The organism is Enterobacter sp. MGH 16 (assembly GCF_000493175.1).
Taxonomy (GTDB): Bacteria; Pseudomonadota; Gammaproteobacteria; order Enterobacterales; family Enterobacteriaceae; genus Enterobacter; species Enterobacter roggenkampii.
The window spans coordinates 1,557,720-1,577,294 of record NZ_KI535695.1; the positions used below are offsets into that span (position 1 = coordinate 1,557,720).

Below are 19,575 nucleotides of genomic sequence, written 5' to 3' on the forward strand. Positions count from 1 at the left end.
GCCATCCTTAGTTAGGTATCCAGCGTGCGCCGACGTCGTATTTTGCCATCAGCCACAAAATACCCAGTGCCGCCGCATGCACTAACGTGTTCTCTATCCAGGCATGACGCCATAAGTCGAAGGTGATGAACTGGCTCACCAGCAGCACCACGTACACATGCAAAATAAAGGTATAAAGCGAGTGCTGGCCGAGCGGGATCAGGAACCATCCCAGCAGGCGATTGAGCGGCGTCCAGCAATACGTCAGCACCAGGTAGACGGTGACCATCAGGGCAATATCGTTTAACACCCTCACCGGGCCCAGCCCGTTCTTCGCCGCCCAGGTGTGATAAAACGAATTGAAGCTGTCAGGCGGGATGACGTGCATCAGCAGCGCGGGCGGCATAAACGGGTTGGTATGGTTCTGGGCGACAAATCCCAGCACCAGCGACACCATGACCAGCGCCACTACCACCCCTTTCCCCGGAGGCGTCCGGGCGAAAGAGAGCAGTTCGGCTTTATACCAGCCGCTGGCCATGCCCAGCACAAAGATGAACTGCCAGGCGAGCAGCGGGAAGGCAAATTCGAATTCCGACGGCGTCAGCCGAAGCGGCCAGCGCTGCCACAGGCTGTACACCAGCAGCGACAGCCCCAGCAGCCACCAGACTTTTCCTTTCTGCAGCATCCCCAAAAATAGCGGGCTGAGTAGCAGTAAAAAGATATACAGCCCCAGAATTTGCGTCTGATGAGGGCCAATCTGCAAATAGAGGATAATGTTGAACCAGGTCTCTTTTATTTGCGGCGTAACCGGATAAAGCGACCAGCTTTCACCCGAAAAACGGTCGGTAAAATGGGTGACCTCGAAAACATTAATATGTGGGATATAGGCCAGAAGAATAAACGACACTATGATAATGATATTTACACGATATATTTTCCATGCCCTGAGATAAAGCCCCCAGGAAACCGTGAGCAAAACCACTTTTTGCAGACGCGCGCGGTTCAGCATGCCAAGCATAAACCCCGAGAGAATAACAAAACCTTCTGCACCGGTTGTTAACCCAAAACGCTCCCAGGAGAATATATTAAATACCGACATCACCTCCGTATGCGCCACGACCATCATGACGAGGGCAATGCCGCGCATAAAGTCGATTCTCAGGTCCCTGGCACCTGCAACGGCATACCGCCATGCTGTTGATTTAGCGTCATCTTCTTGCGCTACCGACGGCGCAACATGGCTCATAGGGTGTCCTTTGCCTGAAAACGAAAATTAAGGTCTAAATAAAGTAGATAGCCTAAAGGAATAGTAACCGCAATTTATCGACGGCCGATGAAACATCATTAAGCAGAATTTAAGCTAAATTAACCACCGCTAAATATTAATAAAAACGTGGCTGGACACTTTTATTCGGCGTTCTACACTTATCTTAAATCTTGTTTAATCGCTATTTTCTTTCGCTTTTGGGCAACTGTCTGCGCAGCAGAATGGGTCTGCATTTTCACGGAATCAGGAACGCCGGAACTATGGATTTTTATTTTTCCCGTTTTGAACATCGTCGTCCTCCGGAACCGTTAACAACACCGCGCTGGGTCATGTTCACCTGGCAGGTGTTAGCGGTCGCGGCGCTTATTCTGGGTGCCAATTATATTTACTGGCGCTGGACCGCCTCCCTGAATACTGACGCATTATGGTATGCCATTCCGCTGGTCCTCGCCGAAACCCTGGCGTGGATTGGCACCGTGCTGTTTACCATCAATTTGTGGAAAGAACAGGATCCTCCTCAGAGTCCGCCGCCCGGCGAAATTAACGAATGCCTGTCGCCTGAGGAGGCCGTAGAGCCCCGTCCCGTCAAGGTGGATCTGTTCATTGCCACCTACTCGGAAGACACCGAGCTGGTCAGGCTGTCCATTCGCGATGCCCTGAAGATGACGTACCCGTTCCCGATTGACTACCGCATCCACGTGCTTGATGACGGCCGCCGCCCCGAGATGAAAGCCGTTTGCGAAGAGGAAGGCGTTAACTATATCACTCGCCAGACCAACATCGGCTTTAAGGCCGGCAACCTGCGCAACGGCCTTGAGCAAACCGACGGCGATTTTATTGTTATCTGCGACGCCGACACCCGGGTATTTCCCACCCTGCTCAGCCATACGCTGGGCTATTTTCGCGATCCGGACGTGGCCTGGGTACAGACGCCGCAGTGGTTCTTCGATCTTCCGGAAGGAGAAAACCTGTCGCGCTGGGGCCAGCGAAAAGCCGGAAAAGTGGGCTACGGTCTGGGCTGGCTGATTCAAAAGTGTGTTGGCCCGATCACGATTGGCCGCGACCCGTTTTTTAACGATCCGCGCATGTTCTATGACGTGATCCTGCGGCGGCGCAACTGGGCGAACGCGGCTTTCTGCTGCGGCGCAGCGTCCATTCACCGTCGCGAGGCGGTCATGCAGGCCGCGCTAAGAAGCTATGTCTGGTCCGTCGAAGAGGAGATCCATCGTCATACGCGCGACATTCGCGATGAGGAGACCCGGGACGCGCTGCAGAATGCAATGCGTCCGCACGTGGCGTTTGACACCGAGCTTACCCCCTACAAATTCCACGTCTCGGAAGATATTTACACCTCGGTGCTGCTGCACGGTGACGCCGCACGGCGCTGGCGCTCGGTTATGCATCCGCGGGTTGAGTCGAAGATGCTCTCTCCGCAGGATATGCTCACCTGGATGATCCAGCGCTTTAAGTACGCCGCCGGTTCGCTGGATATTTTGTTTCATGACAACATCTTCAGCCGTCGCCGCTTCAGGCTCTCTCTGCCCCAGACGCTGATGTATGCCACCACCTTCTGGTCATACATGGCCTGCGTGTGGAACACGGTGTTTTTGATTTCGCCCATTATCTATCTGTTTACCGGCATTCCGCCGGTGTCCGCCTGGTCGACGCCGTTCTATCTCCATTTTCTCCCGTTTTTTATCTTCTCTGAACTGGCGTTTATGTTCGGCACCTGGGGGATCTCGGCCTGGGACGGCAGGGCCTCATACCTTTCCTTCTTTTCCATGAACCTGCGCGCGCTCAATACGGTGCTGCGGGGCGAGCAGATCAAATTTCACGTCACGCCAAAAGAGCGGCAGACGGGCCGTTTTCTCTACCTGGTGAAGCCGCAGATTGCCATCGTGGTGCTGACCCTCGCAGGGCTTATCTGGGGCGGTATTCAGGTGGCGCGTGGGCAGGTGGACGACCCCTCCGGCTACGTCATCAATATTTTCTGGGGAGGGGTGAACATCGCCGCCATGCTGCCGCTGATTTTCGCGGCCATGTGGACGCCCGCTGAAGAGGACGAGGTCACTCAATGAGGATACGTGACGCCCTGCTGCCCGCGCGCAGCTACCTCACCATTTTGCTCGGCTTCCTGATCGGCTTTGCCATTGTGGTCTGGGTGGAGAAACAGATGCCCACGCGCGTGGAAAGCAGCGGCGGCATCGCGCTCAGTAAAGACTTCCCGCCGCTGCCCACAACACGGGCGCTGACCTATGACGAAGCCATCTGGGCGCGGGTCGCCTGGCAATACTACGTGAATAATACCCAGCCAAACGGGCTGGCGAACGCCAGCGACGGTGAACCCTGGCTGAGCCTCTGGAGCGTGGGAAGCTACCTCTTTGCGACCGCTGCCGCAGAGCAGCTCAATATCATTTCCGCCGATGAGTTTGACGAGAGGGTCAGCACCGCCGTGTTTACGCTGGGGCAACTGCCGCTCAATGACAAGGGTCTCCCCGCCGCCTATTACCATGCGGACACGCTCAAGATCCTGGGCAAACCTGACGCCTCCGCAATCGGTCTGAGCCGGCTGCTGACGGCATTACAGACCCTGCTGTGGCGCTATCCCCAGCACGCGGCGGCCATCCGCGATTTGTTGAGCGTGTGGCGCACCGCGGCGCTGATTGAAAATAACACCCAAAGCCAGGCTGCGGTGCCGCTCCACCACTGGACGCTGGCCGACGATGAACAGCGGGACACTTTTGGCTACCGTCTCTATGCCAGCCATACGCTGCGCCTGATTGACAGCGCGGCAGGACTCGCGGTGACCAACCCGCCTGAAGGGCAAAAGATGATCGATCTGGATGGCGTAATGGTGCCCGATGAAGGGCTTCGCACGCCCTGGGGCAAGCAAACCTCGCTGATCAGTCTCCCCTATCTGTTAACCGGTCTTGAACTGGGCTTTGATGCGCAGAGCGCTGAAATTGCGTGGCGGATTATGCAGATCCAGCAGCGGCGCCACGGCCTGCGCGCGCCAAAACCCCCCGTCAGCACGGATTATGCCGAACCCGCGCCGGATTACGTTAACGATCTGCCGGACAGGCAGCCGGTACAGGCGCGTAACCTGCGCGACGAGGTGCCGGAGAAAGTGGCGATGACCTCCACCCGCACCGCGTTTGCCTGGTATGCCCTATTCCGCAACAGCTGGAGCGAAGCGCTGCGCCAGCAGGTTCTGCCGCTTCAGGTGCCGGGTAAAGGCTGGCAGCGCGGGTTAAATCTCAACAACAGCGTCAATGCCGTCGTGGACGCCGATACCAATGCCATTGTGCTGGAAAGTCTGTCTTACATCGCACATGGCCAGATGCTCTGTCTGGCCTGCCTCTACACTTCCCCCTCAGCAGGAGCAACGCCATGAAGCCACGATCCCCGATCCTTTTCCACCTGCTCACGGGAATAACGATCTGCTGGCTGGCGCTATCGACCGTGCGTGCGGGCACCGAGCTGCCTGCATCAGGTTACTCCCCGCGCAGCGGCGAGCTGACGGCCCGAGAGATGACCATCGCCAAAAACGCCTGGCAGTATTTCGTCACCAACTATCAGCCCACGACGGGCCTGGTGAATGCGGTCAACAAATATCCCTCCACCACCATGTGGGACAGCGCCTCCTATCTGGCCGCCCTGACGGCGGCGCGCGAGCTGGGGATCATTGATAAAGCGGAATTTGACCGCCGGATGCTGAAGTTTCTCGCCACGTTAAACACCCTGGTACTGTTCCGCAACGAGCTGCCCAACAAGGCCTATAACACCATCAGCGGCCAGAAGGTGGACTACACCAACAAGCCCGGCGAAATTGGCTTCTCGGCGCTGGATATCGGGCGAATGCTGGTCTGGCTGAAAATCATCAAGGAGCGTTACCCGGAATACGGCAACAGCATTGATAACGTGGTGCTCGGCTGGGATTTCAGCCACGCGATCGACCCCTGCGGCACGCTGTACGGGGCCTATCTGGAGAACGGCCAGCCGAAGTACGTTCAGGAAGGTCGACTGGGCTATGAAGAGTACGGCGCGGCCGGTTTCCAGCTGTGGGGGTTTAATACCTGCAAAGCCAGCCGTCCGCAGCCTTACGAGCTGGCCGAGATCTACTGCGTGCTGGTCCCGTACGATACGCGCGACCCGCGTAACACGTCGCAGCATAACTACGTGGTGACGGAATCCTACCTGCTCTACGGGCTGGAGTTCGGCTTTGATAAACCGACCGACCGGGATAACGCCCCGCGCGACTACTCCCTGACGTGGATGAAAAACTTTGCCGACCGCGTTTATCAGGCTCAGGAGAACCGCTATACCATTACCGGCGTCCTGACCGCGCGCTCCGAGCACCAGCTCGATAAGGCCCCTTACTTCGTCTATGACACCGTCTTCAGCGACGGGTACAACTGGAACACCATTACCGATAAAGGCCAGTTTGTCCCTAACGCTGCCGCGATTTCGCTGAAGGCGGCGCTGGGCATGTGGGTGCTGTGGAACTCCCCCTATACCGACCGCCTGCTGAACACCATTGAGAATGCCAACGAAGAGGGAAAAGGCTACTACGAAGGGCTGTATGAAAACGGCGACGGCCCGATCAAAGAGTTCACCGCGAACAATAACGGCATCATGCTGGAGGCCCTGTTGTTCAAAAAAGAGGGAAAACTGCTGGCCTTCAACACCGACAACCCGAAGAGCAAGGATTTTGCCCCGTCTCTGTGGGATCAAAAGCTGCTCGATCAGTTTGAAGAGAACAACGCGCTGCGCAGCCGCCCGTTCCTTGCCAGCACCCCGGCCGTAAAAAGCTGGTGCGACCGGACCGGCGTCACGCAGCGCACCAAACCCGCCTGCCAGGCATGTCAGTGCGCGTCATGCAGCGCGGACGAGCCCGTTAAACTGCCTCCGGTGACTGCGCAATGCTTAAAACCATAGCCAGAGGGCTTGCGGGATTACTCCTTGCAGGCGCGATCGTCTTTGCGCTGTTTGCCCATCAGGGCGCAGGCTGGCGCTGGCTCATCAGTGGCGGCTGGCACTCCAGCGCGCGCATTGCCGCCCTGACGCCGGAAGAGCAGACGTGGGCGGCGATCGCCTGGCGCTATTTCGTCAATAATACCCAGCCGCAAACCGGGCTGGTCAACGGCAGCGACAAACAGCCCCGCGTCACGCTCTGGCAAATGGGCGATACGTTTATCGCCCTGCTGGCGGCCAAAGAGCTGGGGCTGATTGAGGAGGCCGAGTATGACGCTCGCCTGACGCGGCTGATGGGCACCCTCAACCGCATGATGCTGACCGAGGCCCGGACACCCGGGCGACTCTATTCCAGCCAGACGGCGACGCCGATCGACTTTAGCGGCAAGCCCGTTAAAAATGGCTGGTCCGCGCGCGACATGGCGCGTCTGATGCTCGCCCTGCGCCTCACCGCAGAGCGGGAACCGCAGTACAGCGAATACCTCGATAAAATCATCCTGCGCTGGAATTTCTGCCCGGTCATCGATCGTGAAGGCGAACTGTGGTCATCTTCCCTGCAAAACGGCCAGCCGGTGGTGCGCGAGGAGCTGCGCCTGGGCGAGAGCGAATATGCCGCAACGGCGTTTCAGCTGTGGGGGTTTTCTCCGGAGAAAGCGTTTACCCCCCCGGCGCACCACGTCATCATCGCCCAGCGGCGCCTGGCCGTCGATGCCCGGGATCCGCGCACCACGTGGCAGCCCTCCCTGATCACCACCCTTCCCTATATGCTGCCGGGCCTGGAGTTTGGCTGGGAGCCCGAAGGCGTTGCGGCCGATCGGCAAAAGCACCTGCGCAAGCAGGCCGAAAACGTCTGGCTGAGCCAGAAGAGCCGCTGGGAGACAGATAAGATCCTGACGGCCAGGGCAGATTTCTCGCTCCCGCAGGCGCCCTGGCATATCCAGGATACGGTCTGGGGAAATGGCTATGCCTGGAACTCTGTCGGTGACGATGGCCGGGACTACACCCGTTTCGCGCAGGTATCGACCAAGGCGGTCTTTGCCCTGTGGGCCCTGTGGGACACCCCATACACCGACGTGCTGATGGCGGTGACAAAGCATCTTAACGATCCGCAAAAAGGCTGGTACGAAGGCCGCCAGGAAGCCACGGGCGATACTAACGCTGCGCTCACCCTTTCCACCAATGCCACGGTGCTGGAAGCCCTGTTCTTCAAACACAACGCGGGCCCCCTGTTTGACGCCCGCCGGGCTAAAAAAGAGAGCTACTTTACGCGCCGTGTGGCAGATGACTATACGCCCGTCGGGCACTGTCTACCGGGCGAAAATGCCGTAAGGAGGACGCCGTGAAATTTTACCGCGATCTGTTTGAATCCAGTCTGAACCGCGTCTTTCCGGATAATGATAAAACGGCGTTTTTTCAGACGTTCTATGACGCCTTCGTCCATATGTCACCCGAGACGGAGCAGCATTTTTCTCGCCTGCCGGATAGCGAGGGTCAGCAGACTCTGTTTAAGAGTTTCTTCGCCATGCTTGCGGTAGACGGCGCGTTAATCGTGCCTGATTTTCTCGAGCGCCTGGCACGGGAGCAAAGCGACGACGGTCTCCACCTCCCGCCGCGTTTTTTCGCCCTGTGGCGCGAAGCGATGTTGAACACCGTGAGCCTGCGCGATCCGCAGTGCGACGATGAGATCCTGACGGCCTGGGCCATGGCGATCGCGCCCGGGCTGGAATACCTGCGCCGACAGGCAGAACTGCACTACCGCGCGTAGGAGGATCACGATGAGCGCATTCACGTACGATCTTAACGCGCTGCCGGCCGCCGTCATGATTTATGACGCCGAGGAACGCCTGCAGGCCTGGAATCACAACGTGGCCCTTTTTTATCCGGTCATTACCCCGTGGCTGAAGGTGGGCACAACGCTGGAATCGCTGGCGGAACGCTTTATCGACGCCGTTTACAACGTCGACCCTGGCCTTCGCCAGACGCTGCGCGAGTCGATCGTGCGCAACTGTCGGCAGGATAAACACTGCGAAGTGCGGCAGGCAGGCCAGCGGCGGATCTTCGTCCAGCACCAGCGCCTTGCGGACGGCGGCATTGTCAGCCTGCACAGCGATGTTACGGAGCTGGATGAAGCGCAGCGGGCGCGTCATCAGCTGCATGACGATTTTCTGCTGACGGCAGAATCCATCCATATCGGGATCTGGGACTGGCAGGTGTCTGGCGACACGCTCCAGGTCAACGATACCCTGCTGGCCATGCTGGGCCAGTCGCGCACCCAGTGGCGATATCCGGTGCGTTTTCTGCTCAATCAGGTCCACGAGAACGATCGCGCAGCGCTGCGCAAGGCGCTGCACGCGTCGAAGCAGGATCATCGTCCGGTCTTTGAATGTGAAATTCGCGTGCATCACCCTACCGAAGGTCTGCGCTGGATGCTGCTCTCCGGCCAGGTGGTCACGCTCTCCATTGAGGGAAACGCCGAGCGCGTGATTGGCACGCTGCAGGATATTACGCGCCGCAAGGAGGCTGAAATTCAGGCGTTCGCCTCGGCCATTGAGGCACAAAAAGCCAATGAGGCGAAAAGCGCGTTCCTGGCGAATATGAGCCATGAAATTCGCACCCCCATGAACGGCATTATTGGCATGACCCAGCTGTGCCTCGATACCTCTCTCAGTGCCGATCAGCGCGATTACCTGACGCTGGTGATGAGTTCTGCCCAGTCTCTGCTGCATATCATCAACGACATTCTCGACTTTTCCCGAATCGAAGCCGGCAAAGTGGAGCTGGAGGCGGAGCCCGTCCCGGTCCGTCCCTTCATTCAGTCGCTTATTCGCCCCCACATGCCGGGGGCGAGCGAAAAAGGCATTGAGCTGCTGGTCGATATTGCGCCCGACGTTCCCGACGTGCTGCTGGTTGACGGCGCGCGGCTGCGCCAGATCCTGACCAATCTGCTGGGTAACGCGCTGAAATTTACCCATCAGGGGGAAGTTATCCTGATTGTTGAGCCCGCGGATAGCGCGGATCGATGGCGTTTCCGGGTGTGCGACAGCGGCATTGGCATACCGGTAGATAAGCAGAAAGCCATTTTTGAAGCCTTCAGCCAGGCGGATAACTCAACCACCCGACGCTATGGCGGTACGGGGCTCGGGCTAACCATCTCAGCGCGACTGGTCGCGGCGATGGGCGGCGAATTAACGGTCTCCAGCGAGCCGGGGAAAGGCAGCGAATTTTCCTTCGTGCTACCGCTTGCGGCCCAGGCGCCCGGCCCGGAGGAACGCCGGCATAGCCATCGCTTTAATGGGGAACCCGTGCTGGTGGTTGATGATAACGCGACCAACCTGCGGCTATTGGCCGCCATGCTTAGCCAGATGGGGCTGAAACCCACCTGCGTTAATAACGCCAGCGAGGCCATCAACCGGGTTAAAACCGGAACGGCATGGCCCCTGATCCTGCTGGACGCACAGATGCCGGATATGGACGGCGTATCGCTGGCTCTCGAACTTTCGGTGCTGCCGCAGGTTGCTGAAAGCCATATCATCATGCTGAGCTCCATGAGCCAACATTTTGATATCAATATGCTGAAGCGGATCGGTATCCAGAACTACCTGCATAAACCTATCGCCCAGAATGAATTGCATCAGGCGATTGCCGCGGCGTTTGAACGTGCACCAAAGACGGTGAGTGAAAGCGCGCCCGCGCCCACCGTCGCGCCGGACACAGCCGGGCTCAGGGTCCTGCTTGCGGAAGATAATCTGGTCAACCAGAAGGTCGCCGCGCGCCTGCTTGAGCGGCTCGGGCACACCTGTCAGATCGTCGATAATGGCGTCGCACTGCTGGAACGCTGGCGCGCGGGCGTGTGGGACGTTTTGCTGATCGATCTTCAGATGCCAGAGATGGACGGTGAGACCGCCATTCGCCTGCTGCGTGAAGAAGAACGCGCCCGGCCCGGACCGGCGCAGCCCACCGTCGCCATGACGGCACACGCCATGCAGGGGGATAAAGAGCGCTGTCTTCAGATGGGTTTCGACGGCTACATTGCCAAACCCATCAGCCAGGAGCGTCTCGCTGAGGAGATTGCTCGCGTGCTCCCGCGCCACGATGACCCTTCCGCCTTCCCGGATGAAGCACGCCTGCTGAAGCAGTGTGCTGACGACCCTGCTCTGGTCCAGGAGCTGCTGGCCCTGTTTGGCGAAGGGCTGGAGGAGGCCATGAAGGCCATCACCCTGGCTATCGACAGCGACGATCGTGAAGCGCTGCGCCGCGCCGCCCACAAGCTGCGAGGAGAAGCCGTCACGCTGGATTTCGGGCGACTCGCCCGTCAGCTGCAGGCGCTGGAGAGCGAGGCGCACACGCTGGAAGGGCAACAGCTTGCGGCGCTAAACCAGCAGCTTCAAAAGGAATCGCTGCGCCTGATGGCGTGGCTCAACGCGCGCGGGGTAAACGCATGATGACTCGCAACTGCGCGCTGCTCGTTGCCCTGTTGACCACCCATACGGTGGCGAACGCTGCGCCGGTCAGCTGGTCACTGGCCGGAGAATGGCAGGTTCAGGACGCCAATGATAGCGCGCGTCCTGCCGCATCAGGCTGGCGCCCGCTTCAGGTCCCCGCCAACTGGTACAGCGCCGGGTACGATCACCAGGGCGCGCTGTGGTACAAGCACGCGTTTTCCCTGCCCGTGCAGCCGCCCGACGTAATGAGCACCCTGGTGTTTGACGGCGTCGATTACCTGGCCGAGGTCACCCTGAACGGCCAGCCGCTGGGCCAGCATGAGGGCTATTTTCAGCGCTTTTCGCTGGATGCCGGCCAAGCGTTACAACGTCACAACCGACTGGTGGTCAGGGTGGACAGCCCTTACGAAGATCCCAATAAGATCTGGCCGCTGCATAAAACGGTCATGAAGGGGATCCTTAACCAGCATGACACCCGTCCCGGCGGGGCCTGGTCGCCGCAAGGACAGGACGCCAACTCGGGCGGCATCTGGGCACCGGTGAGGCTGCATCTTAGCCGGGGCGCTACCCTTGATGAGACCATCCTGCGGCCAGACTGGTCACAGGGTCTGATGCACCCCGCGCTGAAAGCAGATATTCGCTATCGCGCGCTCGGTCAGGGCCCGGCGACCGTGCGGCTCACCGCCACGCCCGCCAATTTCAGCGGCAGGCGCTATCAGGCTGACTTTCCGGTTACCCTCGAAAGCGGCGCCCATTCCGTGCAACTGACGCTGCCCATGCCGAAGGCAAAACTGTGGTGGCCCGTCGGTACCGGAAAACCCCACCTGTATACCATTCGCGTGGCATTGCGGGATGAAAACGGCCTGATGGATACGGCGGTCACCCGAACAGGGCTGCGCAAGATCGTCGAGCAGCCCGACAATATGGGCTGGCTCATTAACGACAAACGCCTTTTCATTAAGGGCAGTAATTACATCGGTTCCCCCTGGCTCAGCACCATGACGCGAGAAAAATACCGTCGCGATCTTCGTCTGGTGGAAGCCATGAACGCCAACGCCATACGCGTGCACGGACACGTTGCCGGACGTGCGTTGTATGACGTGGCCGATGAGATGGGCATGATGATCTGGCAGGATGTTCCGCTGCAGTGGGGCTACAACAACAGTGCGGCTTTCACGGAAAATGCGGTTCGACAGACGCGGGAGATGATCGAACAGTTCGGCAATTCCCCCGCCATCATCGTCTGGGGCGGGCATAACGAACCGCCGTGGAACTCGCCGTGGATGGAAAAACGCTTCCCGGACTGGAATAAAGATCTGAATCGCGAGCTCACGCAAAAGGTGGCGGATACGCTTGCCGAAGATACCTCGCGCATCGTGCACCGCTTTTCCGCCGTTGAGGAGCATTACTGGGCGGGCTGGTACTTTGGTACCGTACGCGACCTGCTTGCTCCGGCCAAAACGGGGATCATCACCGAGTTCGGCGCGCAGGCGCTTCCCCGCTTATCGACGCTAAAAACCATCATCCCGGCGGCGTCACTCTGGCCCAAAACGACCGCCGCTGACGATCCCGGCTGGACCGTCTGGAAATACCATAATTTTCAGCCGTTCCAGACCTTTAAGTTTGCCGGTATTTCGCGTGGGGACAACATTCAGGCGATGATCCGCAATACTCAGGCGTACCAGTCGCAGCTGGTGGCCACGGCGGCAGAGAGCTACCGTCGACAGCGCTACCAGCCGGTGACGGCCCTGTTCCACTTCATGTTTGTAGAAACCTGGCCCTCCATCAACTGGGGCGTGGTGGACTACCTGCGTAAGCCTAAAGCCGGGTTTTACGCCTTAAAACGCGCCTACCAGCCTGTTTTACCGTCCATTGAACCGGTCACGGCGCAGTGGCAATCCGGGGCGGCGGCGACCGTGCGTCTGTGGGCCATCAACGACACCTGGAAACCGTGCCGCGAATGCCGTCTGATCTGGCGCATCACCCAGCGCGATAAGGTGCTGGCAAAAGGCACGACGACGATGACGATCGCTGCAGACTCGGGAACGATGGTAAAAGCGGTCACGGCCACGCCCGTGGGCCAGGACGACGTGTCGATTCGGTTTACGATTGAAAACAGCGCGGGAAAAATTGTCGGCGAAAATCAGCGCACGGAGTTCGTCATAAAGTGAGCGAGGGGAAAAGGAAAATTGCCGCTTCCCCTGCTTTCTTGTACCCTTTCAGCGTTTACCCCAATCCCCTAAAAATCGAGACATCCGGACGCCTATGACTGCACATATTTCCAAAGATCCTTTGCATGGCGTAACGCTGGAGATGATGGTCAACGCCCTGGTGGCGAAATATGGCTGGAGCGAGTTGGGTGACCGCATCAAAATTAACTGTTTCAGAAAAGACCCCAGCGTTAAATCGAGCCTGAAATTTCTGCGCCGCACCCCGTGGGCGCGCGCGGAGGTTGAAGCCCTGTATCTGGACTCTCTCAGCGATGAGGGAAATACAGCGCAGGCGGCGCCCGCCTTTAATCCCTGGGCCAACAGCAGGATTATCAAGAGCTAATACGCAAATGACGCGACACGTAAAACGGATTGGTGCGCTGGCTGCCTGCGCGCTTTTACTTGTAAGCTGCTCCTCAAAACCACCCAAATCACTGGTTACCCCTCTTCCCACCGTCAGCAAACCGACGCCGCAGGCAAACGCCCCGATGCGCGGGATCTGGCTGGCGACCGTCTCGCGTCTTGACTGGCCGCCGGTGGCCTCGGTGAATGGCCGCAGCGCGGACCAGCGCATCGCGATGCAAAAGCAGGCGCTGATCGCAAAGCTCGACAACCTTAAGCAGCTCGGCATCAACACGGTATTTTTTCAGGTGAAGCCGGACAGCACGGCGCTCTGGTCATCCAAAATTTTACCGTGGTCAGATATGCTGACCGGCAACATCGGTGAGTATCCGGGGTACGATCCGCTGCAGTTTATGCTTGATGAAGCGCACAAGCGCGGCATGAAGGTCCATGCCTGGTTTAACCCCTATCGCGTATCGACCAACACCAAACCGTCCACCATCGCCGCCCTGAACCGGACGTCATACCAGACGCCGTCCAGCGTTTATGTCCAGCACCCGGAATGGGTCCGCATCTCGGGTGACCGCTTTGTGCTCGATCCGGGCATTCCGGAGGTGCGCGACTGGATAACCAAAGTGGTGACCGAAGTGGTGGCGAACTACCCGGTAGACGGCGTGCAGTTTGATGATTACTTCTATGCCGAATCGCCGGGATCCGCGCTCAATGACGCGCAGAGCTGGCGGCAGTACGGCCAGGGGTTTGCCTCAAAAGCCGACTGGCGAAGACACAACACGCAGCAGCTGATTGTCCAGGTCTCCCGCGCGATCAAGCAGACAAAACCCAACGTGGAGTTTGGCGTCAGCCCGGCGGGCGTGTGGCGCAACCGCTCCTTTGACCCGGCAGGCTCCGACACCCGCGGCGCCGCAGCCTATGATGAATCCTACGCCGATACGCGTCAGTGGGTGCAGCAGGGCCTGCTGGACTACATCGCGCCGCAGATTTACTGGCCCTTCTCCCGGGATGCCGCGCGCTACGACGTGCTGACCAGATGGTGGGCCGACGTGGTGAAGCCGACCCACACTCGCCTGTATATCGGCATTGCGTTCTACAAGGTTGGCGAGCCGTCGAAAAAAGAGCCGGACTGGACGGTTCAGGGCGGCGTGCCGGAGTTGAAAAAGCAGCTCGATCTCAACGATTCGCTGCCCAACGTCAACGGCACCATCCTGTTTCGTGAAGATTACCTGAACCAGCCGCAGACCCAGCAGGCGGTAAACTATCTCCGGGGACGCTGGGGTAGCTAAGTCACGATCAGGCAGAGACGCCCGTTTCTGCCTGTTTTTTTACGGCTTCGGCCCGAACATCGCCTCGAGCTGCTGCGCATCCGGCATCCCCACCACCTGCTGCAGCTCGTTTTCCGCATTCAGATAGTAAATTGCGGGCGTGGCGTTAGCGCCCAGGCTGTCCATCAGCGCCTGATGTTTCTGTAGGATCGCAACCGTTTCGCGGGAAGCCTCGCCTTCAGGCTTGGGCAGTTTTTTGCCGCCGGAAAGCTCGTATTCGCGCCAGGCCGAAACCGGATCTTTCGCATTCAGAATGGCGGCGGCGTTGCGTCCGCTGTTGGGGTTAAGAAACGCCACCAGCAGCGTGTTGATCTGAACCTTGCCCGCCTTCACCCACGGCTGCGCTTCGGCCCAGAACTGCTTGCAGTATGGGCAGAACGGATCGGCGAAGACGAAGACCTTACGCGGGGCGTTTTCTGCCCCTTCCTTCAGGGGATGCGCCGCGTTGAGGTTCTTCCACATCTCGCGTCCCATCGGGGCGTAGATCTCTTTCTGGAAATAGCCTTCGCTGAGGTTTTTTCCTTTGTCATCGTACAGATAGCCCGAAATGACGTGTTTGCCGTCCGGTGTTAAAAAGAGCGTCACGCCCATATCCTGATACTGCCCCAGCCAGGCTGGCGCCCCGCCCGGCGCATCCAGCTTCTTGATGATTTTAATGTTCTGCTGCTCGCTGAAGTGCTTCACCACATCCGGTATGGCTTCAGCCGCCTGTACCAGCCCTGACGTCGCCAGCGCCGAAAGTAACAGTAATTTTCTCATTTCCCTCTCCGGTTTATCGGGGGCATTTCGCCCCCTTCAGGTTAGCGGTTTTTCAGGGCTTCACTGACCATTTCGTCGAATTGTTCGAACGGCACCCAGCCGGGAAGCAGCCCCTCGCCGATAAGCGTGGCGGGCGTGCCCTGGATCCCCATTTTTTCCGCCACAATGAGGCTGCGCCTGATCGTCAGAAAACTCTCCTCGTCCGGCGTCGTCACGCTCACGCCCGCCCGCTTTTGCGCCTCCTGAATGCTGGCGTCATCGTGGTACCCCTTTTTCGCCATCAGGGTGTGGTTCAGCTTCATAAACTGCTCAGGATGCGCACGCCAGACGGTTAGCGCGTCTCGTGCGGCGGTCAGCGAACTTTCCGAGCGGAAAGGTAAAAACTTAAAGACTACCGCCACGTCCGGGTGTTTTTCGACAATCTTCTCCAGGTACGGATCGAATTTTTTACAGTACGGGCAGTTGTAGTCGGTAAACACCACCAGGGTGAGCTTTGGGTTTTTCGCGCCGATGCGCGGGGAGTTCGGATCGTTAAACAGGAAATCAGCGATCGTCTTTTGCGCACGCTGCTCCTGGTCCGGCGTCAGCGGCTGCGCGGCGAATACCTGAAGCGGGGCCAGCAGGAGCAGAAGCGTAATAAGGAATTTTTTCATGACACAGTTAGCCTTTTGCGTTGTTCAGGGTGGTGACCAGGGTGCGCTTGTCCAGCAGCGGCGAGAGGATCTCGCCATCAGGCAGGCCGGGGCCATACACCGCGTTAAACGGAATGGCGTAGCGGTTTCGCTTCGCCAGAAAATCCGCGATAAACGCGGACGGCTGGCTCCAGTCCCCGCGCAGGGCCACCACGTCCGGCTGGCGCAGCGCGGCAATCACGTCCGGCTGACTCAGTACGCGGTGCTCGTTAACTTTGCACGTCACGCACCAGTCCGCGGAGATATCCACAAACACCCGTTTCCCCTGCGCCAGCGCGTTCTCGATAGCCTCTTCGCTGAGCGGCTGCCACGGGATAGTCTGCGCAACGTTTTGTGCCGGAGCGTCAGGCGGCGCGTTAAGCAGACCGCGCGCCTGATACCCGCCAAACGCCGACAGCGCGATGACCACCACCCAGAAAAGCGGCGAAGATTTTTGCCCCTTTAGCGCAAACAGCACCAGCGCGACGGCAGTCAGCCCCAGAATCACGATCTGGCTGACCGCCTCGCCCAGATGCACGCTCAACAGCGTCGCCAGCCAGAGGCTGGAGGCCAGCATCATCATGCCGAGGATGACCCTGAGCGTGTTCATCCAGCGGCCGGGTTTCGGCAGCAGCATGGCCGCTTTCGGCACCATGGCGACAAACAGCCACGGCAGGCTCATGCCCACGCCGAGCATCAGGAAGATCAGCCACAGGGCGTGCAGCGGCGCGCCAAGGGCAAAGGCGACCGCGGTACCGAGGAACGGCGCGGAGCACGGCGTTGCCAGCAGCGTGGCGAACATCCCTTCGCAGAAGCTGCCGCCAATCCCCGATCCCCCTGCCGTCGCCAGCCGTCCTGCGGCGGCAGAAGGCAGCAGCATTTCAAACGCCCCAAACAGGTTCAGCGCAAACAGGAAGGTCACGGCAACCATCAGGCCGATAAACCACGGGTTCTGGAACTGAATGCCCCACCCCAGCGACGCTCCGGCCAGCTTCAGCGCGGTGACCATCCCGGCCAGCAGCATGAAGGAGGTGAGGATCCCGGCGCTGGTGGCCAGAAAGCGCAGCCGGATGGCACGCCTGTCCGATCCCGCCTGCAGGATGATGTTAAGCTTCATGCCCATTACCGGCAGCACGCAGGGCATCAGGTTGAGGATCAGCCCGCCTAATAGCGCAAAGAGCACCATTTTTCCCGTCCCGTCCGGCACGGAGGTCTCTTCGGGCGTTGTCCCAACGCGCATGGTGGTTTGCTGCGCCCGATCGCCGTTGGTCAGCACAAACGACAGCCTCTTGCCTGCCAGCGAGGCGGGTTTGTCTCCCCATTCGTCGGTCACGGGCACCGTCACCCGAAGCGCAGTGCCGTCGTGTTTAATGACCGGCTCGCCGGGCAGAATATCGCCCTCCAGCGGGTCAAAGTAGATCCCCGGATTGTCCCATTTCCCGTCCGTGGTGCCGGTAATCACCAGATTGCCGTCGGAAAGCCAGGCGGACAGATTGGAAGACACGCCCGACGTGCCGGGCACGGCGCGCATCGCTTGCTCGAAGGCGCTGCGGAAGCCCTCATCCACCGGCTGGGTAAAATCGAGGTGCAGAGGGTAGTCCGTCAGCAGACACACGTTGCTGCACGTGGAGAGCGTGAGCGTCCCATCGAGCGTGTCGCCCTTCACCCCGTCGAGAACGATCGGGATAGTGACCTTATCGTGATAGCCCTGCGTCGTCATGCCGGAGATATCGAAACGCGACGGTACCGGCCAGGACCAGCTGTCCGTTACGCCTTCCGGCCAGCTGATTTTCGGGGCCACGCCGCCCTCGCCCGGCGATCGCCAGTAGGTTTTCCAGCCGGGCTTTAGCTCAACGGTGAGCAGACCCTTAATGTGCGTTTGCTCCCTCTCCGCCTGAAAGCGGATGCGGGCGTGATCGTTTTGTGGGGAGACCAGCCAGCCGGTGTCCGCCGCATGGACAATGCCGATGCAGGACAGCCACAGGAAGACGAATCCCCTGAAGAGGTTAACCATGTTGTACTCCGTGAACAGTGAAAAATTATCGTGTGAGGACGATGTTTTTCATTCACGGAAAACGCAGTTTTTCAGGTGTATTCGGGGAGGCGGCGCCTGAACGGGCTGTTCCACGGGAACCAGTGCCCGCCCTTGCGTCAACAGCTGCAGCAGCGCGAAGAAGATAATAATGGCCGGTAACGCACCGTCGAAGAACAGCGGCTGGGCGCAGAGAAGCGAGTGTGCGCCCAGCTGACAGGGCGATGGCCCGGACTGCTCGGTGCTGGTTTGCGTTGGGGCATCAGCACTCAGAGAAATCTGCGGATCCAGTCCCTGTAAAAAATGGTTGAGCATCACCGCACGCTGCACGAGGCAAAGCGCCATCGCGAGACAGGTGATAATCAAAAGCCATTTTCCGAGGAGCTGACGGTTGCGCATAACATTCCAGAGTGACAAGACGCCCCGATCATAAACGATAGTGATGAATCTACAAGTGCCGGAAGTGTAAGGTTTTGTCTGTCGCCGCTATTCGCCCGTCAGCGCGTCATAGACGTCCCGCAGCCGCGTGCGCAGAAACAGCACCGCCTTGTGCTTGCGGGATAACAGCGCCTGTTCGCTGGCGCCGGTCTCCTCTGCCAGCATTTTAATGCTGTAGCCGTGGAGCTCGGTCTTTTCAAACGCCTCCCGCTGCGGCGGAGGAAGTTCAGACAGCGCCTGGCCCAGCTCTTCCCACAGCAGCGTCTTGAGGTACTCCTCCTCCGGCGTGTGCGGTACGCCGAACAGGGTTTCGGCCAGCTCGTCTTCCGGATAACCGTCGTCGTCATCGCCCGTAAAATAGCCGGAGAGCGACACCTCACGCTTTTTGCGCGCCCGGTCGGTCATCTCGTTACGCGCCGCGCGGAACAGCCAGGCGGCGACGTTTTCGACCGGCTGCTCCACTTTCATCAGCTGATACGTCACTTCCTGCAAAATGTCGTCGGCATCATCGCGAACGGACGTCCGTCCGCGAATGAAGGCTTTCAGCCGGGCGCGACAGGCGTTGAGCGCCGACATCAGCATGGATCCGCCTGCCTCCCCGGCTTTCATCTCGCTCACTCTGCTTCCGGCGCTTTTGGCGTGGCTTCATCGCGCTTATCGTCACGATGACCGTGCCAGCCGCAGTGGCCGCGTCCGTGGCGACCGAATCCTTCACGGCGCTGCTGAATAAACGCCTCACGCTGTTCGGGCGTCATGTTCATCCAGCGCTCGTGCATCCGGCGGTGCGCGCCAAACATTCCGGGGCGGAAACCCAGCCCGCCAAACAGAATGCGGCTCAGCACCAGAATGCCCAGCGCCTGCCAGAATCCGATGGCCTTCACGCCCAGGATCGCCGGGAGCAAGGCGTTCCACAGGGACATCACCAGCAGGCCGAGCACGATGAAAATCACCGCACCGATGATTAAACCTTTGCCCATGCGGTGGCGACCGAATCCGCGCCCGTGACCTCTGCCGTGCATTTCAAAATCTCTCATGGTGTTTACCTCGTTTGCAGTAACTGATTATGGCGTGTGATGAGGTAGACGGATGAGGGAGGGAAATATTGCTGGGGTGAATATAAT

16 protein-coding genes are annotated in these 19,575 nt (G+C 59.2%); 9 read left to right on the forward strand and 7 right to left on the reverse strand.

The window, feature by feature from the left end; translation table 11 throughout:
* Nucleotides 1-7 precede the first annotated feature (7 nt).
* Nucleotides 8-1,225: an OpgC domain-containing protein gene (gene opgC, locus L362_RS15270; RefSeq protein ID WP_023327506.1), complete on the reverse strand. Its 1,218-nt coding sequence runs from the start codon at nt 1,223-1,225 to the stop codon at nt 8-10.
* A gap of 281 nt (nt 1,226-1,506) precedes the next feature.
* On the opposite strand from opgC, the gene L362_RS15265 reads away from it, so the two are divergent.
* The 9 genes from L362_RS15265 to L362_RS15225 all read left to right on the forward strand — a co-directional run bounded on the left by L362_RS15265 (nt 1,507) and on the right by L362_RS15225 (nt 14,515).
* On the forward strand, nt 1,507-3,324 hold the full coding sequence (locus tag L362_RS15265; RefSeq protein ID WP_023344169.1) for a glycosyltransferase family 2 protein: 1,818 nt from the start codon (nt 1,507-1,509) through the stop codon (nt 3,322-3,324).
* Nucleotides 3,321-4,640: a DUF3131 domain-containing protein gene (locus tag L362_RS15260; protein WP_023292377.1), complete on the forward strand. Its 1,320-nt coding sequence runs from the start codon at nt 3,321-3,323 to the stop codon at nt 4,638-4,640. The genes L362_RS15265 and L362_RS15260 overlap by 4 nt, the downstream gene beginning before the upstream one ends.
* Nucleotides 4,637-6,184: a DUF3131 domain-containing protein gene (locus tag L362_RS15255; protein ID WP_023344170.1), complete on the forward strand. Its 1,548-nt coding sequence runs from the start codon at nt 4,637-4,639 to the stop codon at nt 6,182-6,184. Before L362_RS15260 ends, L362_RS15255 begins: the two co-directional genes overlap by 4 nt.
* Nucleotides 6,169-7,563: a DUF3131 domain-containing protein gene (locus L362_RS15250; protein WP_023344171.1), complete on the forward strand. Its 1,395-nt coding sequence runs from the start codon at nt 6,169-6,171 to the stop codon at nt 7,561-7,563. The genes L362_RS15255 and L362_RS15250 overlap by 16 nt, the downstream gene beginning before the upstream one ends.
* Nucleotides 7,560-7,985: a globin family protein gene (locus tag L362_RS15245; RefSeq protein WP_008501676.1), complete on the forward strand. Its 426-nt coding sequence runs from the start codon at nt 7,560-7,562 to the stop codon at nt 7,983-7,985. Before L362_RS15250 ends, L362_RS15245 begins: the two co-directional genes overlap by 4 nt.
* Before the next feature lie 10 nt (nt 7,986-7,995).
* The gene (locus L362_RS15240; RefSeq protein ID WP_023344172.1) at nt 7,996-10,662 is read left to right on the forward strand and encodes a hybrid sensor histidine kinase/response regulator; all 2,667 of its coding nucleotides are present in this window, start codon (nt 7,996-7,998) and stop codon (nt 10,660-10,662) included.
* Nucleotides 10,659-12,833, forward strand: a complete 2,175-nt coding sequence (locus L362_RS15235) for a glycoside hydrolase family 2 protein (protein WP_023344173.1) — start codon at nt 10,659-10,661, stop codon at nt 12,831-12,833. The genes L362_RS15240 and L362_RS15235 overlap by 4 nt, the downstream gene beginning before the upstream one ends.
* A 94-nt stretch (nt 12,834-12,927) precedes the next feature.
* On the forward strand, nt 12,928-13,215 hold the full coding sequence (locus L362_RS15230; protein WP_008501679.1) for a VF530 family protein: 288 nt from the start codon (nt 12,928-12,930) through the stop codon (nt 13,213-13,215).
* Between the two features lie 7 nt (nt 13,216-13,222).
* Nucleotides 13,223-14,515: a glycoside hydrolase family 10-like protein gene (locus tag L362_RS15225; protein WP_023344174.1), complete on the forward strand. Its 1,293-nt coding sequence runs from the start codon at nt 13,223-13,225 to the stop codon at nt 14,513-14,515.
* A gap of 39 nt (nt 14,516-14,554) precedes the next feature.
* Here L362_RS15225 and dsbG read toward each other — a convergent pair whose 3' ends face one another.
* From dsbG to L362_RS15195, 6 genes are all read right to left on the reverse strand, one after another.
* Nucleotides 14,555-15,313: a thiol:disulfide interchange protein DsbG gene (gene dsbG, locus L362_RS15220; protein WP_023344175.1), complete on the reverse strand. Its 759-nt coding sequence runs from the start codon at nt 15,311-15,313 to the stop codon at nt 14,555-14,557.
* 41 nt (nt 15,314-15,354) lie between these two features.
* Nucleotides 15,355-15,966: a DsbA family protein gene (locus tag L362_RS15215; protein WP_023292370.1), complete on the reverse strand. Its 612-nt coding sequence runs from the start codon at nt 15,964-15,966 to the stop codon at nt 15,355-15,357.
* A 7-nt stretch (nt 15,967-15,973) separates the two neighbouring features.
* Nucleotides 15,974-17,998, reverse strand: coding sequence for a protein-disulfide reductase DsbD family protein (locus L362_RS15210; protein WP_023344176.1), 2,025 nt, complete (start codon nt 17,996-17,998; stop codon nt 15,974-15,976).
* Nucleotides 17,999-18,046: 48 nt separating this feature from the next.
* Nucleotides 18,047-18,415: a hypothetical protein gene (locus tag L362_RS15205; protein WP_023344177.1), complete on the reverse strand. Its 369-nt coding sequence runs from the start codon at nt 18,413-18,415 to the stop codon at nt 18,047-18,049.
* Between the two features lie 87 nt (nt 18,416-18,502).
* The gene (locus L362_RS15200; RefSeq protein ID WP_084832135.1) at nt 18,503-19,063 is read right to left on the reverse strand and encodes an RNA polymerase sigma factor; all 561 of its coding nucleotides are present in this window, start codon (nt 19,061-19,063) and stop codon (nt 18,503-18,505) included.
* 5 nt (nt 19,064-19,068) lie between these two features.
* Nucleotides 19,069-19,488: a hypothetical protein gene (locus L362_RS15195; RefSeq protein WP_023344179.1), complete on the reverse strand. Its 420-nt coding sequence runs from the start codon at nt 19,486-19,488 to the stop codon at nt 19,069-19,071.
* Between the last annotated feature and the right edge of the window lie 87 nt (nt 19,489-19,575).

Bases quoted from the DNA above. Each gene is read 5' to 3' on its own strand.
- L362_RS15255 (WP_023344170.1), top strand. From the start codon at position 4,637: ATGAAGCCACGATCCCCGATCCTTTTCCACCTGCTCACGGGAATAACG.
- L362_RS15260 (WP_023292377.1), top strand. From the start codon at position 3,321: ATGAGGATACGTGACGCCCTGCTGCCCGCGCGCAGCTACCTCACCATT.
- L362_RS15240 (WP_023344172.1), top strand. From the start codon at position 7,996: ATGAGCGCATTCACGTACGATCTTAACGCGCTGCCGGCCGCCGTCATG.
- L362_RS15205 (WP_023344177.1), bottom strand. From the start codon at position 18,415: ATGCGCAACCGTCAGCTCCTCGGAAAATGGCTTTTGATTATCACCTGT.
- L362_RS15215 (WP_023292370.1), bottom strand. From the start codon at position 15,966: ATGAAAAAATTCCTTATTACGCTTCTGCTCCTGCTGGCCCCGCTTCAG.
- L362_RS15235 (WP_023344173.1), top strand. From the start codon at position 10,659: ATGATGACTCGCAACTGCGCGCTGCTCGTTGCCCTGTTGACCACCCAT.
- L362_RS15250 (WP_023344171.1), top strand. From the start codon at position 6,169: ATGCTTAAAACCATAGCCAGAGGGCTTGCGGGATTACTCCTTGCAGGC.
- L362_RS15200 (WP_084832135.1), bottom strand. From the start codon at position 19,063: ATGAAAGCCGGGGAGGCAGGCGGATCCATGCTGATGTCGGCGCTCAAC.
- dsbG (WP_023344175.1), bottom strand. From the start codon at position 15,313: ATGAGAAAATTACTGTTACTTTCGGCGCTGGCGACGTCAGGGCTGGTA.
- opgC (WP_023327506.1), bottom strand. From the start codon at position 1,225: ATGAGCCATGTTGCGCCGTCGGTAGCGCAAGAAGATGACGCTAAATCA.
- L362_RS15210 (WP_023344176.1), bottom strand. From the start codon at position 17,998: ATGGTTAACCTCTTCAGGGGATTCGTCTTCCTGTGGCTGTCCTGCATC.
- L362_RS15195 (WP_023344179.1), bottom strand. From the start codon at position 19,488: ATGAGAGATTTTGAAATGCACGGCAGAGGTCACGGGCGCGGATTCGGT.
- L362_RS15265 (WP_023344169.1), top strand. From the start codon at position 1,507: ATGGATTTTTATTTTTCCCGTTTTGAACATCGTCGTCCTCCGGAACCG.
- L362_RS15230 (WP_008501679.1), top strand. From the start codon at position 12,928: ATGACTGCACATATTTCCAAAGATCCTTTGCATGGCGTAACGCTGGAG.
- L362_RS15225 (WP_023344174.1), top strand. From the start codon at position 13,223: ATGACGCGACACGTAAAACGGATTGGTGCGCTGGCTGCCTGCGCGCTT.